Here is a 13,806-nt window from a genome sequence, read left to right on the forward strand (position 1 = left end):
GAAATTACTGCTGGAACCATTTGTGGTAGATCGTCTGATAAGTACCGTCAGCTTTCACTTCTGACAGGCCTTTATTCAGGGACTGCTGCAAAGGCGTGTTGCCCTGACGGACGGCAATACCCAGACCGGTACCGAAATAGTCTTTATCGGTAACTTTGGCACCAACGGCGGCTAATTTAGGATCTTTTTTCAGCCATTCGTTAACCACCGCGGTGTCTCCGAATACTGCGCTCACCCGGCCATTCTCAAGGTCCAGCATAGCGTTCTGGTAACTGTCATAAGGTACCATGGTGATTTCAGGGTGTTTATCGGTCAGGAACTTCTGGTGAGTTGTCCCATTCTGTACCCCGACCCGCATTCCTTTCAGGGCCGCGATATCCGCGACTTTTCCTTTCTGAGCGATAAATAATGCTGAGTTATCGTAGTATGGCTGAGTAAAGAGTACCTGTTTTTCACGATCAGGGGTGATATCCATTCCGGCCATGACTACATCATAACGGCGGAATTTCAGGCCCGGGATCAGGCTGTCAAACGACTGATTACTGAACTCGCAGGTAGCGTCAATTTTTTTACAAATCGCATTAGCCAGATCCACATCAAAGCCCTGGATTTTGTTATCGGCCCCGATAAACTCAAACGGAGGATAAGATGCTTCGGTGGCAAAGTGCAGAGTTGTTGCTGCAGATGCGCTTAAACTTACGCCGGCGAGCAGGGCAGCTAAAATAATTTTTTTCATAGTTATTACCCGGTTAATGAGAAAGATAGTTGGCGAATTCAGGGGTCTGTGGCTGACTGAAATGGCTGGCATCCCCCTGTTCAATAATATGCCCGTTTTCCATGTAAACTACGCGGCTGGCGGTTTTTCTGGCAACTTCCACTTCATGAGTTACGATGACCTGAGTAATATTGGTCCGTGATAACTCACGAATAATGTCGACAACCTGGCCGGTAATTTCCGGATCAAGAGCAGCCGTAGGCTCGTCAAACAATAATACCTGTGGTTCCATCATCAGAGCCCTGGCAATGGCAACACGTTGCTGCTGTCCGCCTGAAAGATGCAGCGGAAAGCGTCCGGCAAAGGGGGTCAGTTTCAGCCGTTCCAGCAAGGTGCTGGCACGCTGGCTGGCAACGGCCTTATTTAATCCGAGAACCCGGCAGGGGGCTTCGGTCAGATTCTGCATTACCGTCAGGTGTGGCCACAGATTGTATTGCTGAAATACAATCCCGACATTGCGGCGAAGTTCCCGAATCTCATTTTCTGCGGGTTTATTACGAAAATTAAACCGGTTACCGGCAATAGAAAGTTCGCCGGAACGTGGCATCTCCAGTAAATTGAGTACCCGGAGGAGTGAGCTTTTACCTGCACCACTGGGACCGAGCAGAACCATCGTTTCGCCCTGCGGGCAATTCAGTTCGATATCGAACAGCGCCTGGTGATCGCCATAAAAGCAGTTAATCCCGTGAAGTTGAATACTCATGCGCAAAAATTGAATAGTGGTAAAGTGCTCTGATAGTAACGTTGACGGCATAGTTATGCAATTATAGCGGTTGAAAATTATTTAAATGCCTTGTGTGGATTGAAATACAGCAGAAAGTACGGTGCCGGTGTTGAATATTTTTGCGGGGTAACTTATGAAATGTGTAACAGATATTCGCCCGCGAAGCTATCTCTTATGGCTGGCGATATTGCTTAGCGGATGCCACTCGCCGCCTATTGAACAACGTCAGGGCTACAGTGTTGACCACCAGATAACGGCGGCAGGACAACAGCCACGGGTACAGATGGCTGTTATTCATTATACGGCAGAAGATAATGCCCGTTCTTTAGATATTCTCTCCCGGGGTAAGGTCAGTGCACATTATCTGATCCCGGAGATGGCCGCACGGCAGCAGATAAACGCCGACAGTTATCAGCTGGTACCGGAAACACAGGTTGCATGGCACGCGGGCAACAGCCGCTGGCGGGGCCTGTCTCATCTGAATAATATTTCAATCGGTATTGAACTGGTTAACCAGGGGTATTACCGAACCCCGGCAGGTTACCGCTGTGATGCTTATTCACCCCGGCAGATTGCGGTGCTGACAGCATTGCTGCAGGATATTATCGCCCGCTATGCCCTGCGACCGCAGAATATTGTCGGCCATAGTGATATTGCACCGCTGCGTAAACAAGACCCCGGTCCCTGCTTTCCGTGGGAAAAACTGGCAAAAGCCGGGGTGGGGGCATGGCCTGACAGCCAGAGTGTCCGTTTCTGGCTGGCAGGCCGGCAGCCGAGACAGCCTGCCGACCAGCGTGTTCTGCTGGGGTTGTTAAACCGTTATGGTTACCAGAGCGGAGATACGCTCTCTGCCTCTCAGCGTCAGATGCTGATTAAGGCTTTCCAGATGCACTTCAGGCCATCGCTGATCTCAGGCCTGGCGGATGCACAAACTGAGGCTATCGCACGGGCTTTGTTACAAAAATATGGCGAATAATTATCCGGCTGAACCGTCTGGTAACTGGCGGAGAAACGCTTTCCAGGCCGAGATTACCTGTTGTAACGCTTCGCGGCGGGTTTCGATATGGGTGACCAGCCGGGTACGTGGTGAAAAACTGATGCGGATGGCGTGCTGATCCATCCACTGTTGTAACGGAAGGGCCATGCTCTCTGGCAGCCGGATAAACAGCATATTCGTGTGCTGGCTTTCTACTTCAACCCCCAGCTCAGTCAGCTGCTGTGCCAGCCAGCAGGCGTTATCATGGTCTTCAGCCAGCCTGTCGATATTATGGTCCAGTGCGTAAATCCCCGCAGCTGCCAGTATTCCGGCCTGACGCATGCCGCCCCCGGTCATTTTTCGCCAGCGGCAGGCTTCTTCGATAAACTCATGGCTGCCACACAATAAAGACCCGACAGGTGCGGCCAGCCCCTTTGATAAGCATATGGACAGGCTGTCACAATATCGGCTCAGGCCCTCCAGAGGCTGACCCGTGGCGACTGCCGCATTAAATATACGGGCACCATCAATATGCAATGCCAGCTGCTGTTGCCGGGAAAAATCATACACTTCTTTCAGCCAGGGCAAGGGTAATGCTTTGCCCTGATGTGTATTTTCGATACTGATCAGCCGTGTGCGGGCAAAATGGATATCACGGGGTTTGATGGCTTGACGTATCTCGTCAAGTGGCAGTGTACCATCCTCGCAGGCGGTCACTGGCTGGGGTTGTATGCTGCCCAGAACAGCAGCACCGCCGGCTTCATATTTATAATTGTGGGCCTGTTGTCCGGCAATATATTCATCACCACGCTGGCAATGGCTGAGCAAGGCAGCCAGGTTGGCCTGGGTACCGGAAGGAAAAAATAATGCGGCCTGTTTACCGCTTAATGCTGCTGCTTTTTCCTGTAGTGCATTGACGCTAGGATCATCACCATACACATCGTCCCCGGTGGGTGCAGACATCATTTTACGTAACATCTCCGTACCCGGCCGGGTAACGGTATCACTTCGTAAATCAATCACTGGCTACTCCGCAGTTGCTGAAAAGGTGCCCGGCAGCGGGCAGAAACAGCAGCCACTGTCAGCGGCTGCTGTTCACTTTTATCGTAACCAGTTGGTTTTTGCCAGATCTATAATTTCATCGCCGCGGCCGTTAATAATAGCCCGCAACATATACAGACTGAATCCTTTCGCCTGTTCCAGTTTTACTTTCGGCGGCATAACCAGCTCTTCCCGCGCTGTAGTGACATCTACCAACACGGGGCCGGGATGATCAAAAGCCCGGCGTAATGCATCACTCAGTTCTGAGGCTTTTTCAACATGGATCCCTTTAATATTACAGGCTGCAGCTATGGCAGCAAAATCAGGGTTCTCCAGTTCAGTACCTTCTGTCAGAAAGCCGCCAGCCTTCATTTCCATGGCGACAAATCCGAGGACACTGTTGTTGAAAATAATCAGTTTTACCGGCAGGTTATGCTGAGCAATAGATAATAAATCGCCCATCAGCATAGCAAAACCACCGTCACCGCAGAGCGCAACGACCTGTCGCCCGGAGTCAGCGGCCTGTGCCCCGATAGCCTGTGGCATGGCATTTGCCATTGAGCCATGATTAAAGGATCCCAGTAAACGGCGTTTACCGTTCATTTTCAGATACCTGGCCGCCCAGACAGTCGGCGTGCCGACATCACAGGTAAAGATGGCATCGTCACTGGCCAGTTCACTGATCTGCTCTGCCAGATACTGGGGATGGATGGCCTGTTTATCATTAGGAATGGCCAGTTCATCAAGGGCTTTGCGTGAGTCCTGGTAGTTGACTACCGCATTGTCGAGGTGCTTACGGTTTCGCTTCTCATCCAGACGTGGCAACAGTAACTGCAAGGTTGCTTTTACTTCACCGACCAGAGGTAAATCAACATGGCAATGGGCTCCCAGACTGCCGGCTGAAATATCCAGCTGAATCACGTTGGCCGCGGACGGATAAAATGCCCGGTACGGGAAGCGGGTACCCAGCATCAGTAAGGTATCGGCATTTTTCATTGCGTGATAACCGGAGGAAAATCCGATAAATCCGGTCATACCGACATCATAAGGATTATCGTATTCGAGGTATTCTTTGCCCCGTAAGGCATGAACGATCGGCGCTTTAAGTCGCCCGGCGAGTTCAATCACCTCATGACGGGCACCGGCACAGCCGCTGCCACATAACAGAGTGATGTTTTTTGACCGGTTAAGTATTTCTGCCAGGGTATTGAGTTGCAGCAGGGAAGGTACAGTCACAGGCAGTGCCGGAGGATACCACTCAGCAACCGCATTTTCCGGGGCGGCGGACAAGGCGATATCTCCGGGGAGCACAATGACCGAAACTCCGCGATCCAGAATCGCCTTACGCATTGCTATTGCCAGTACCAGCGGCAGTTGTTCAGGGTTAGAGATCATTTCACAATAATGGCTGCATTCTTTAAATAATTCCCCGGGATGAGTCTCCTGGAAATAGTTACTGCCAATTTCACTCGAGGGAATATGGGCTGCGATAGCCAGCACCGGAGTATTATTACGGTGACAATCAAACAGACCATTAATCAGATGTAAATTTCCGGGGCCACAGGAACCGGCACATACGGCAAGCTGACCGGTGATCATCGCTTCGGCGCCGGCCGCAAAAGCGGCGGCTTCTTCATGACGGGTGGACATCCATTCAATGGTTTTCAGGTTGTTCAGGCTGTCATTGATACCGTTCAGTGAGTCTCCAGTGACTCCCCAGATACGTTTTACACCGGCAAGCTCCAGACTTTTAACAATAAATGAGGCAACAGTACTTTTCATTTCAACCCCCGAAATGGTGTGTGCAGTAACAGCAGAGACAATTTTTCAGCAGAAATAATGAACAAAAGTGTAGCGCATATCATGCACATCAGTGGCCGACAGCACGTATTTATCCGGTCACGGGGCTGTCAGGAGCTTACCGTCGAATACCGGATACCGGCGCCGGCGGGGGGGAATGTTGGCGAAAAAAGCTGTGCAATCAATACCGTTATGAGTACGAAAAAAACCGGACAGGGTACGGGGATGAATGGAATGCTTTGCAACACAGACACTGCCTGAATTTAACGCACTGTGCGGGACAGTTTGCACAGCCCATAGGATTATGACAGATTAGCCTCAGATTCACTGATAGGGATAATCAGGCTTGCCTGGTTACCTTTCGCGCCTGTGCTGGCATTAAAATTCACTTTCTGTCCTGCTTTCAGTGTCTTATATCCTTCCATCTGAATGGTGGAGTAGTGTGCAAAAATATCTTCGCCCCCTGCATCCGGGCAAATAAAACCAAATCCTTTGGCATTGTTAAACCACTTTACAAAACCTGTTTCCATGTGACGATGCCTCTTACCTGAAGTGCAAAATTAAATGAAGATGGCTGTGGGCAGGATAGCCACCTGATGAAAAAACAGACAATACGTTAACTGTGACTATCCCTTTACCGCGAAATATCGTCAAGAAATTCAGCCGCAACAGCAGTGATAATTACTCAAACTTTGAAGCAGTTAACGCTATAGCATCCTGATCCGGCCCGCGGTTTATATTCATCAGTATGGTTGCGGGCTGCGCATCGTTTTTAGGGCATGGTAGACTTAACTGATAGATCTTACGCAGAGTAATGAATAATTCAGTGGAATATTATGGCGAACACTAATGACTGGCTTAATTTTGAACAACTTGCTGACGATAAGACCCGTGAAGAACTGAAGCCACCGTCACTGTATAAGGTTATTTTGAACAATGACGATTATACACCTATGGAATTTGTTATTGACGTACTGCAAAAGTTCTTTTCTTATGATACTGAACGCGCAACGCAGTTGATGCTGGCGGTGCATTATGAAGGAAAAGCCGTTTGCGGAGTGTTTACTGCCGAAGTAGCAGAAACAAAAGTCGTCAGAGTGAACCAATACGCAAGAGAAAATGAACATCCTTTGCTATGCACTCTGGAAAAAGCTGATTAAGCCTCCATATCTGCAGGTATATATCAGAGCGTTAATTGAGGGGGAGGTGCCTTATGCTCAACCAGGAACTGGAACTCAGTTTAAATATGGCTTTCGCCAGAGCGCGGGAGCACCACCATGAGTTTATGACCGTGGAGCATCTGTTACTGGCGCTTATCAGTAACCCGTCGGCACGCGAGGCCCTTGAAGCCTGTTCGGTGGACTTGCTGGTGCTTCGTCAGGAACTTGAAACCTTTATTGAGAAAACCACACCGGTATTACCGGAGACCGGGGATGAACGGGATACCCAGCCAACCCTGAGTTTCCAGCGTGTTTTACAGCGCGCCGTCTTCCATGTGCAGTCATCCGGCCGCAGCGAAGTGAATGGTGCCAACGTACTGGTGGCTATTTTTAGCGAACAGGAGTCTCAGGCGGCTTATCTGTTACGTAAGCATGAAGTCAGCCGACTGGATGTTGTGAATTTTATTTCTCATGGCACCCGTAAAGACGAAACTGACAGTTCGCCGGATACGGAACACCAGGCCACAAACGAAGAACAGAGTGCAGGCGGGGAGGAACGTATGGAAAACTTCACCACCAATCTGAATCAGCTGGCCCGGGTGGGCGGCATCGATCCGCTGATCGGCCGCGATAAAGAACTGGAGCGGGCAATTCAGGTCCTGTGTCGTCGCCGTAAAAATAATCCGCTGCTGGTGGGCGAATCCGGGGTGGGTAAAACGGCTATTGCTGAAGGACTGGCCTGGCGAATTGAACAGGGTGATGTGCCGGAAGTCATGAAAGACTGTACCCTGTATTCGCTGGATATCGGTTCTTTGCTGGCCGGAACCAAGTATCGTGGTGATTTCGAAAAACGTTTTAAAGCGCTGCTGAAACAATTAGAGCAGGATGAGCACAGTATTCTGTTTATTGATGAAATCCATACCATCATCGGTGCGGGAGCTGCTTCCGGAGGGCAGGTCGATGCAGCAAACCTGATTAAACCGCTATTATCCAGTGGCAAAATCCGGGTGATGGGTTCGACAACTTATCAGGAGTTCAGCTCAATTTTTGAAAAAGACCGTGCTCTGGCTCGTCGTTTCCAGAAAATTGATATCACAGAACCTTCGGCCGAAGAAACTGTTCAGATTATTAACGGCCTGAAAGCAAAATATGAAGCACACCACGATGTCCGCTATACGGCTAAAGCGGTACGGGCCGCCGTTGAGCTGGCGGTGAAATATATTAATGATCGCCATCTGCCGGATAAAGCCATTGATGTGATTGATGAAGCCGGGGCCCGTGCGCGTTTAGTTCCCCAGAGTAAACGTAAAAAAACGATCAATGTGCAGGATATCGAATCTGTTGTCGCACGTATTGCCCGAATCCCGGAACAAAGCGTCTCGGCGACAGACAAAGATACGCTGCGTCAGCTGGAATCCCGGCTGAAAATGCTGGTGTTTGGTCAGAATAACGCAATTGATGCCTTGTCCGAAGCCATCAAAATGAGTCGCGCCGGACTGGGGCATGATCATAAGCCTGTGGGGTCTTTCCTGTTTGCCGGGCCGACCGGGGTTGGTAAAACCGAGGTGACTGTACAGCTGGCAAAAGCGCTGGGAATTGAACTGTTGCGTTTTGATATGTCTGAATATATGGAACGTCATACGGTCAGCCGGTTGATCGGCGCGCCTCCGGGATATGTCGGTTATGACCAGGGCGGATTACTGACCGATGCCGTGATCAAGCATCCGCATTCGGTGGTATTGCTGGATGAAATCGAAAAGGCACATCCGGATGTGTTTAACCTGTTATTACAGGTCATGGATAACGGGACGCTGACGGATAACAATGGCCGTAAAGCAGACTTCCGTAATGTGGTGCTGGTGATGACGACCAATGCCGGGGTCCGCGAAACTGAGCGTAAATCTATAGGGCTTATTCATCAGGACAATAGCACCGATGCTATGGAAGAGATTAAAAAGACCTTTACGCCGGAATTCCGCAACCGTCTGGATAATATTATCTGGTTTGATCACTTATCCAGTGAGGTGATTCATCAGGTGGTGGATAAATTTATTGTCGAATTACAGGCTCAGCTGGATCAGAAAGGAGTTTCGCTGGAAGTGAGCGATGAAGCCCGGGACTGGCTGGCAGAAAAAGGCTATGACAAAGCAATGGGTGCCCGACCAATGGCCCGTACGGTGCAGGAAAACCTGAAAAAACCGCTGGCGAATGAATTACTGTTCGGATCATTAACAGAGGGCGGGGCGGTGACAGTGGCGCTGGATAAAACCAGCAACACATTAACCTATCACTTCGAAAGTGCGGAAAAGCGTAAGGCAGCAGGAACAGTACATTGATGCCGTAGTGACTGACAGTAAAACAGAAGGCCGGAGTTTCCGGCCTTTTTTTATGCCGCTATTTCAGGCAAAAAATTTACTGAATATTAGCGACTACGGAAGACAATGCGACCCTTGCTCAGATCATAAGGAGTCAGTTCAACAGTGACTTTATCGCCGGTCAGAATGCGGATATAGTTTTTACGCATTTTGCCAGAGATATGAGCGGTAACCACGTGACCGTTTTCAAGCTCAACGCGGAACATGGTGTTAGGCAACGTATCCAGTACGGTACCCTGCATTTCAATATTGTCTTCTTTGGCCATCGAATCCTCTGAATGGACTAGCTAAATTTAAATCGGCAAGATAATGCCGAATTATGGTATCTAAGTAAAGAATTGTTGGTGCTTTTACCAACAGTTCGTTATGCGTCATGTAAAAACATGCACATTGTCCGGAAATTAGGGTGTTGTGACGTCAATTATGGAAACAGCCACAGGCAGCGGAATAGCAAGTCGGGGAAAACCTTCCTTGTTGTTCTTTTGTACCCGGCAGGCTTAATTTCCAGCCGCTTTTGAGAGAGTAGTTTCGAAAAAGCTAACGACATAACAAGCACACGCAGTCTATCACTTTTCCTGCGGAATGTATGCAAAACATTACACCCCGGTCAAATCAGCTCATCCGGATACCAGCAACCGGCAGAAAGACTGCCTTTCTGCAGCTGTTCAATCATTTGCAGATAGTCGCGGCGCGGAATTTGCCGGGCACCCAGCGAAGCAGTATGCGGGTTAAGGATTTGGCAATCAATCAGTCTGCCGCCATGGGCCAGGAAGTGCCGGCAGAACAACATTAAGGCGGTTTTAGATGCATTTTCTGCGCGACTGAACATGGATTCGGCACAAAATAACTGGCCTGATGCCAGACCATATAATCCGCCGGCCAGTTGTTGCCCGGACCAGACCTCGACAGAGTGAGCCACCCCGAGACTGAACAGTGTTAACCAGGCACTGATCACATCATCAGTGATCCAGCAGCCATCAGTCCGGCCAGTCGCACAGCCGCGGATCACCCCTTCAAAATCCTGATCTACTGTCACCCGATAGGGTGAGTGCCGGTGAAAGCGTCTCATACTGCGGCTGAGGTGAAACTCTTCCGGATATAAAACTGCCCGCGGATCCGGCGACCACCATAAAATGGGGTCATGTTCGGAGAACCACGGAAAAATACCCTGCCGGTAAGCACTCTGCATTCTCTGCGGGCTGAGATCTCCGCCAAAAGCCAGCAGCCCCTCCGGTTCTCTGAGTGCGGTCGACGGGGCAGGGAATAACAAGGAATTCTGCTGCAATTGTGGTAAATGAAATGTCATGATTCTCTGCTCACTGATCCCTCAGACGCTGGCTGAATTGCCAGTAACGCCCCCGGTGCTCCAGTAATTGCCGGTGATGACCCTGTTCAATGATTCTGCCGTCCTCCAGTACGCAGATGCGGTCCATTTCTGTCAGTCCGCTCAGGCGGTGTGTGACCATAATCAGCGTTTTATCGCGGGTAACCTGTCGGAGTAAGTGCAGAATTTGTTGCTCAGTTGTGGCATCAAGCCCCTCGGTTGGCTCATCCAGTAACCAGAGTTCCCCCTGATGCAGCATCGCCCGGGCAATAGCTAAACGGCGCAATTCGCCCCCGGAGAGGGTTCTGCCGCCTTCGCCCATCCAGCCGTTCAGGCCTTCACCCTCCAGCAGGCTATGCAGCCCGGTCTGTTGTAATACCTCTGTCAGATCACTGTCACTGCTGTGCGGGGACGCCAGCAGCAAATTATCCCGTAAGGTCTGATTAAATAAAGCCACACGCTGTGTAACTACGCTGGTACGCTGGCGAAGAGTGGCTTCATCCCATTCTGTCAGTGGCAGATTATTGAAACTGATCCCGCCTTTATCCGGGTCAGCTGCACGGGTGAGCAATTGCAACAGCGTAGACTTCCCACATCCAGTCAATCCGAGTAAGGCTATTTTCTCACCGGAATCCACTTTCAGGCTCAGATCGTTAAGTACCCATTGCCCCTGACCCGGATAGCGGAAACCCAGGTCAGTGACCTGTATGGATATCTGGCCTGGCGTGGCCGGTGACGCTTCAGGAAAGACCACTGCCGGAGCTTGTTGTAACAATTCGCTTAAACGGCTGGCGGAAAGTATTACCCGCGAAATATGCAGAAAAGACGAGGCGACCGGGCCGAGAGATTCAAAAGCAGCCAGGACACAAAAGACAAACAAAGCCAGTAGTGTCGGGTTATTGTCAGGTCCGCTCAGCCATTCGCCCCCTAGCCAGAGCACAATACAGACACTGATCCCGGTAATGATCATCAGCACACTCTGAGACGCGGCGGTTAATGCATGCTGGCGTTGCTGGGCCGCGATTAATTGCTGGCCGGTTGCAGACAATTGCTGTTGCCAGCTTTTCTGATGCTGGTAAATTTTAAGTTCAGCCATGCTGCTCAGCCAGCGGGTCAGCTGTAGCCGGTATTCTGCATTCAGGGCGGTCAGATCGTGGCCTGAAGATTTCCCCAGCCGGTAAAACAGCGGCGGCAGGATCAGCAGGGTAAGCAGCATAATCCCTCCTGTCACCAGTGCCAGTGACAGGCTGAGAAAGCTGAGACCGGTGGTCACCGCAACGATGACGCACAGAGCCCCGATCAGCGGTGACAGAACACGCAGATAAAGATGGTCCAGATTATCGACATCAGCGACAAAGCGGTTCAGTAAGTCTCCCTGGCGAAACGTTGCCAGACCGGCAGGGGAGAGGGGGAAAAGTTTACTGAAAGTGTAGACCCGCAGGTGTTGCAGTACACGGAATGTGCCGTCATGGCTGACTAAGCGCTCAAAATAACGTGCTGCGGTACGGATAATCGCTGCACCACGTACCCCTGCGGCCGGCAGCATATAGTTGAAACTGTACAGACCGGCAGTACCTGCCACCGCTGATGCCGCAAGGAACCAGCCCGACAGTGTCAGCAGACTGATACTGGCCAGCAGGGTAAGGATCGCCAGCATCACCCCGAGGGTTAGCAGTAACCAGTGGCGTTGCCATAAACGCAAAAAAGGCAGTAACGTTTTCATGACTGTAACTCCTTGCTGCGATGCTGCACCATGTCGCGAAAAGCACCCGGTGTGGCGGCCAGTTCCTGCCAGCGACCACGCTGGATTATCTGACCGCGGCCCATTACCCAGATCTCATCCCAGTCCTGCAGGCCCTGAGGCTGATGGGTGATCATCAGGGTTGTTTGCTGTAAAGAGGCTTGTTGTAACGCCCGCATAACTTGCTGTTCACTGCGGCTGTCCAGGCTGGCTGCGGGTTCATCCAACAGCATCAGGCTGGCGGGTAACAGTAATGCCCTCGCGACGGCGATACGTTGCGCCTGTCCGACGGATAAACCACTGGCATTATCACCGATAGCCGTTTCAGCCCCCTGCGGTAACTGACGGATAAAGTCATGGATACCTGCAGAATGCAGTGCCTGCTGAAATTGTTTATCGTCACAGGCTCGGCCGAAAGTAATGTTTTCGCGGAGGGTTGTTTCCGGCAGAACCGGATTTTGTCCAACCCAGGCGATATTTTTCTGCCAGTACTCCGTGTCCGTATCGCGTAATTCGCTGCCATTAATCGTCAGTGATCCGGTATAAGGTAAAAAACCAAGCAAGGCATTCATCAGGGATGTTTTACCGGCACCACTGGTCCCGAGCAGAGCAACTCTTTTCCCTGCGGCGAGGGTAAAATTCAGGGGCTCCGTCAGGGGCTGGCCGCTGGCAGTGGTGACGACCATATTGGTGGCCACCAGTGCCACCGCGCCTTGCCATTGCGGGCGCAGTGATTCAGTCGCGGTGCTTTCCTGCGGGCTTTGCCGGAGAAATGCTTCAAGCACATCAGCAGCGCCAACTGCCTGTGCTTTAGCATGATAAAAGTTGCCAAGATCGCGTAATGGCTGGAAAAACTCAGGAGCCAGTATTAATACCAGGAATCCGGCAAACAGGGTGACACCGCGATGATAATCGCCGAAATGCAGCACACCAAGATAGGAAAACCCGAAATAAACCGCCACCACCGCGATAGAAATGGCTGCGAAAAATTCCAGTACAGCAGAAGATAAAAATGCCATCCGCAGGACTTCCATCGTCCGCTGGCGGAATTGCTCAGAGCTGTCGGCGATGGCTTGTTGTTCTGCCTGCCCCCGGTGAAAAAGGCGCAGTGTATCCAGACCACGCAGACGGTCCAGAAAATCACCGCTGAGACGGGCAAGGGCATGAAAATTTCTGCGGTTAGCTTCTGCCGCGCCCATTCCGACCATCGCCATAAACAGGGGGATCAGCGGCGCAGTACAAAACAGAATTAAGGCGGCGGCCCAGTTAACCGGGGCCAGCACGATCAGAATCATCAGCGGAATTAAGGCAGCCAGTGACATCTGTGGCAGATAACGGGCGTAGTAATCCTGCATATTTTCGATCTGTTCCTGCAGCAGGGTCGTCCAGCTGCCCGTGGGGCGCGTTTTAACCCATACCGGCCCGCAGCTTTCCAGCCGGTCGATAATTTGCTGGCGAATAGCCTGCCGGATTGCCATACCTGCCCGGAATCCAAAAAGTTCGCGAAAGTAATGTAACAGAGCGCGCAACACAAAACAGCCGGCAAGGACCAGCAGCAACGGCAGTGTGTTTACGGGAATCTGCTGTTTCAGGATGAAGTTTTCCAGCAGGAGTGCCAGTAAACCGGCCTGGACAATAATCAGTACGGCACTGAAGACCCCGCTGATAACCGAAAGACGCAGCCAGCGGCCACCGTAATGTCTTTGTTGTTTTAGCCAGCGAAGTAAAAACTGTTGTCGGGATTTATTCATTGGATTCTGCTAAGTGAGAGTCAGCTACCGGCGGTGATAATTAATATCCCCTTGAAAAGTACCGGTACTCTAGCATGGCAGACAGCAAAAAGGCGACAGTTTCACCGTCGCCTTTGTCATAAGAATAGCGTAACTATAA

12 protein-coding genes are annotated in these 13,806 nt (G+C 51.0%); 3 read left to right on the forward strand and 9 right to left on the reverse strand.

From position 1 onward, the window contains the following. Positions 1-4 precede the first annotated feature (4 nt). On the reverse strand, positions 5-736 hold the full coding sequence (artJ, locus tag JK216_RS06340; protein WP_212706721.1) for an arginine ABC transporter substrate-binding protein: 732 nt from the start codon (positions 734-736) through the stop codon (positions 5-7). Between the two features lie 13 nt (positions 737-749). Beyond that, positions 750-1,478: an arginine ABC transporter ATP-binding protein ArtP gene (gene artP, locus JK216_RS06345; RefSeq protein WP_212709912.1), complete on the reverse strand. Its 729-nt coding sequence runs from the start codon at positions 1,476-1,478 to the stop codon at positions 750-752. A gap of 154 nt (positions 1,479-1,632) precedes the next feature. On the opposite strand from artP, the gene JK216_RS06350 reads away from it, so the two are divergent. Then, entirely contained in the window at positions 1,633-2,475 is an 843-nt protein-coding gene (locus tag JK216_RS06350) for an N-acetylmuramoyl-L-alanine amidase (RefSeq protein WP_249212912.1), read from the forward strand. Here JK216_RS06350 and ltaE read toward each other — a convergent pair whose 3' ends face one another. The 3 genes from ltaE to cspD all read right to left on the reverse strand — a co-directional run bounded on the left by ltaE (position 2,476) and on the right by cspD (position 5,846). Next, positions 2,476-3,498, reverse strand: a complete 1,023-nt coding sequence (gene ltaE / locus JK216_RS06355) for a low-specificity L-threonine aldolase (protein WP_212711117.1) — start codon at positions 3,496-3,498, stop codon at positions 2,476-2,478. It lies immediately after the preceding gene. Positions 3,499-3,576: 78 nt separating this feature from the next. After that, the gene (gene poxB, locus JK216_RS06360; RefSeq protein WP_212706718.1) at positions 3,577-5,298 is read right to left on the reverse strand and encodes a ubiquinone-dependent pyruvate dehydrogenase; all 1,722 of its coding nucleotides are present in this window, start codon (positions 5,296-5,298) and stop codon (positions 3,577-3,579) included. A gap of 320 nt (positions 5,299-5,618) precedes the next feature. Continuing rightward, positions 5,619-5,846, reverse strand: a complete 228-nt coding sequence (cspD, locus tag JK216_RS06365; protein ID WP_212706717.1) for a cold shock domain-containing protein CspD — start codon at positions 5,844-5,846, stop codon at positions 5,619-5,621. Between the two features lie 306 nt (positions 5,847-6,152). Here cspD and clpS point away from each other — a divergent pair, with 306 nt between their 5' ends. Both clpS and clpA read left to right on the forward strand, forming a co-directional pair. Then, entirely contained in the window at positions 6,153-6,476 is a 324-nt protein-coding gene (clpS, locus tag JK216_RS06370) for an ATP-dependent Clp protease adapter ClpS (RefSeq protein WP_212706716.1), read from the forward strand. 53 nt (positions 6,477-6,529) lie between these two features. After that, positions 6,530-8,812, forward strand: coding sequence for an ATP-dependent Clp protease ATP-binding subunit ClpA (gene clpA, locus JK216_RS06375; protein WP_212709913.1), 2,283 nt, complete (start codon positions 6,530-6,532; stop codon positions 8,810-8,812). Between the two features lie 86 nt (positions 8,813-8,898). Here the strand turns inward: clpA and infA are convergent, their stop codons facing one another. The 4 genes from infA to cydD all read right to left on the reverse strand — a co-directional run bounded on the left by infA (position 8,899) and on the right by cydD (position 13,667). Then, entirely contained in the window at positions 8,899-9,117 is a 219-nt protein-coding gene (infA, locus tag JK216_RS06380; RefSeq protein WP_002211347.1) for a translation initiation factor IF-1, read from the reverse strand. A 341-nt stretch (positions 9,118-9,458) separates the two neighbouring features. Then, the gene (gene aat, locus JK216_RS06385) at positions 9,459-10,157 is read right to left on the reverse strand and encodes a leucyl/phenylalanyl-tRNA--protein transferase (RefSeq protein WP_212711118.1); all 699 of its coding nucleotides are present in this window, start codon (positions 10,155-10,157) and stop codon (positions 9,459-9,461) included. Positions 10,158-10,167: 10 nt separating this feature from the next. Beyond that, a complete protein-coding gene (gene cydC / locus JK216_RS06390) occupies positions 10,168-11,898 on the reverse strand; it encodes a cysteine/glutathione ABC transporter ATP-binding protein/permease CydC (RefSeq protein WP_212711119.1) in 1,731 nt (576 codons plus the stop codon). Beyond that, the gene (gene cydD / locus JK216_RS06395; protein ID WP_212711120.1) at positions 11,895-13,667 is read right to left on the reverse strand and encodes a cysteine/glutathione ABC transporter permease/ATP-binding protein CydD; all 1,773 of its coding nucleotides are present in this window, start codon (positions 13,665-13,667) and stop codon (positions 11,895-11,897) included. Before cydD ends, cydC begins: the two co-directional genes overlap by 4 nt. Positions 13,668-13,806: the final 139 nt, after the last annotated feature.

The sequence above is a fragment of the Tatumella sp. JGM94 genome, assembly GCF_018257595.1.
Taxonomy (GTDB): Bacteria; Pseudomonadota; Gammaproteobacteria; order Enterobacterales; family Enterobacteriaceae; genus Tatumella; species Tatumella punctata.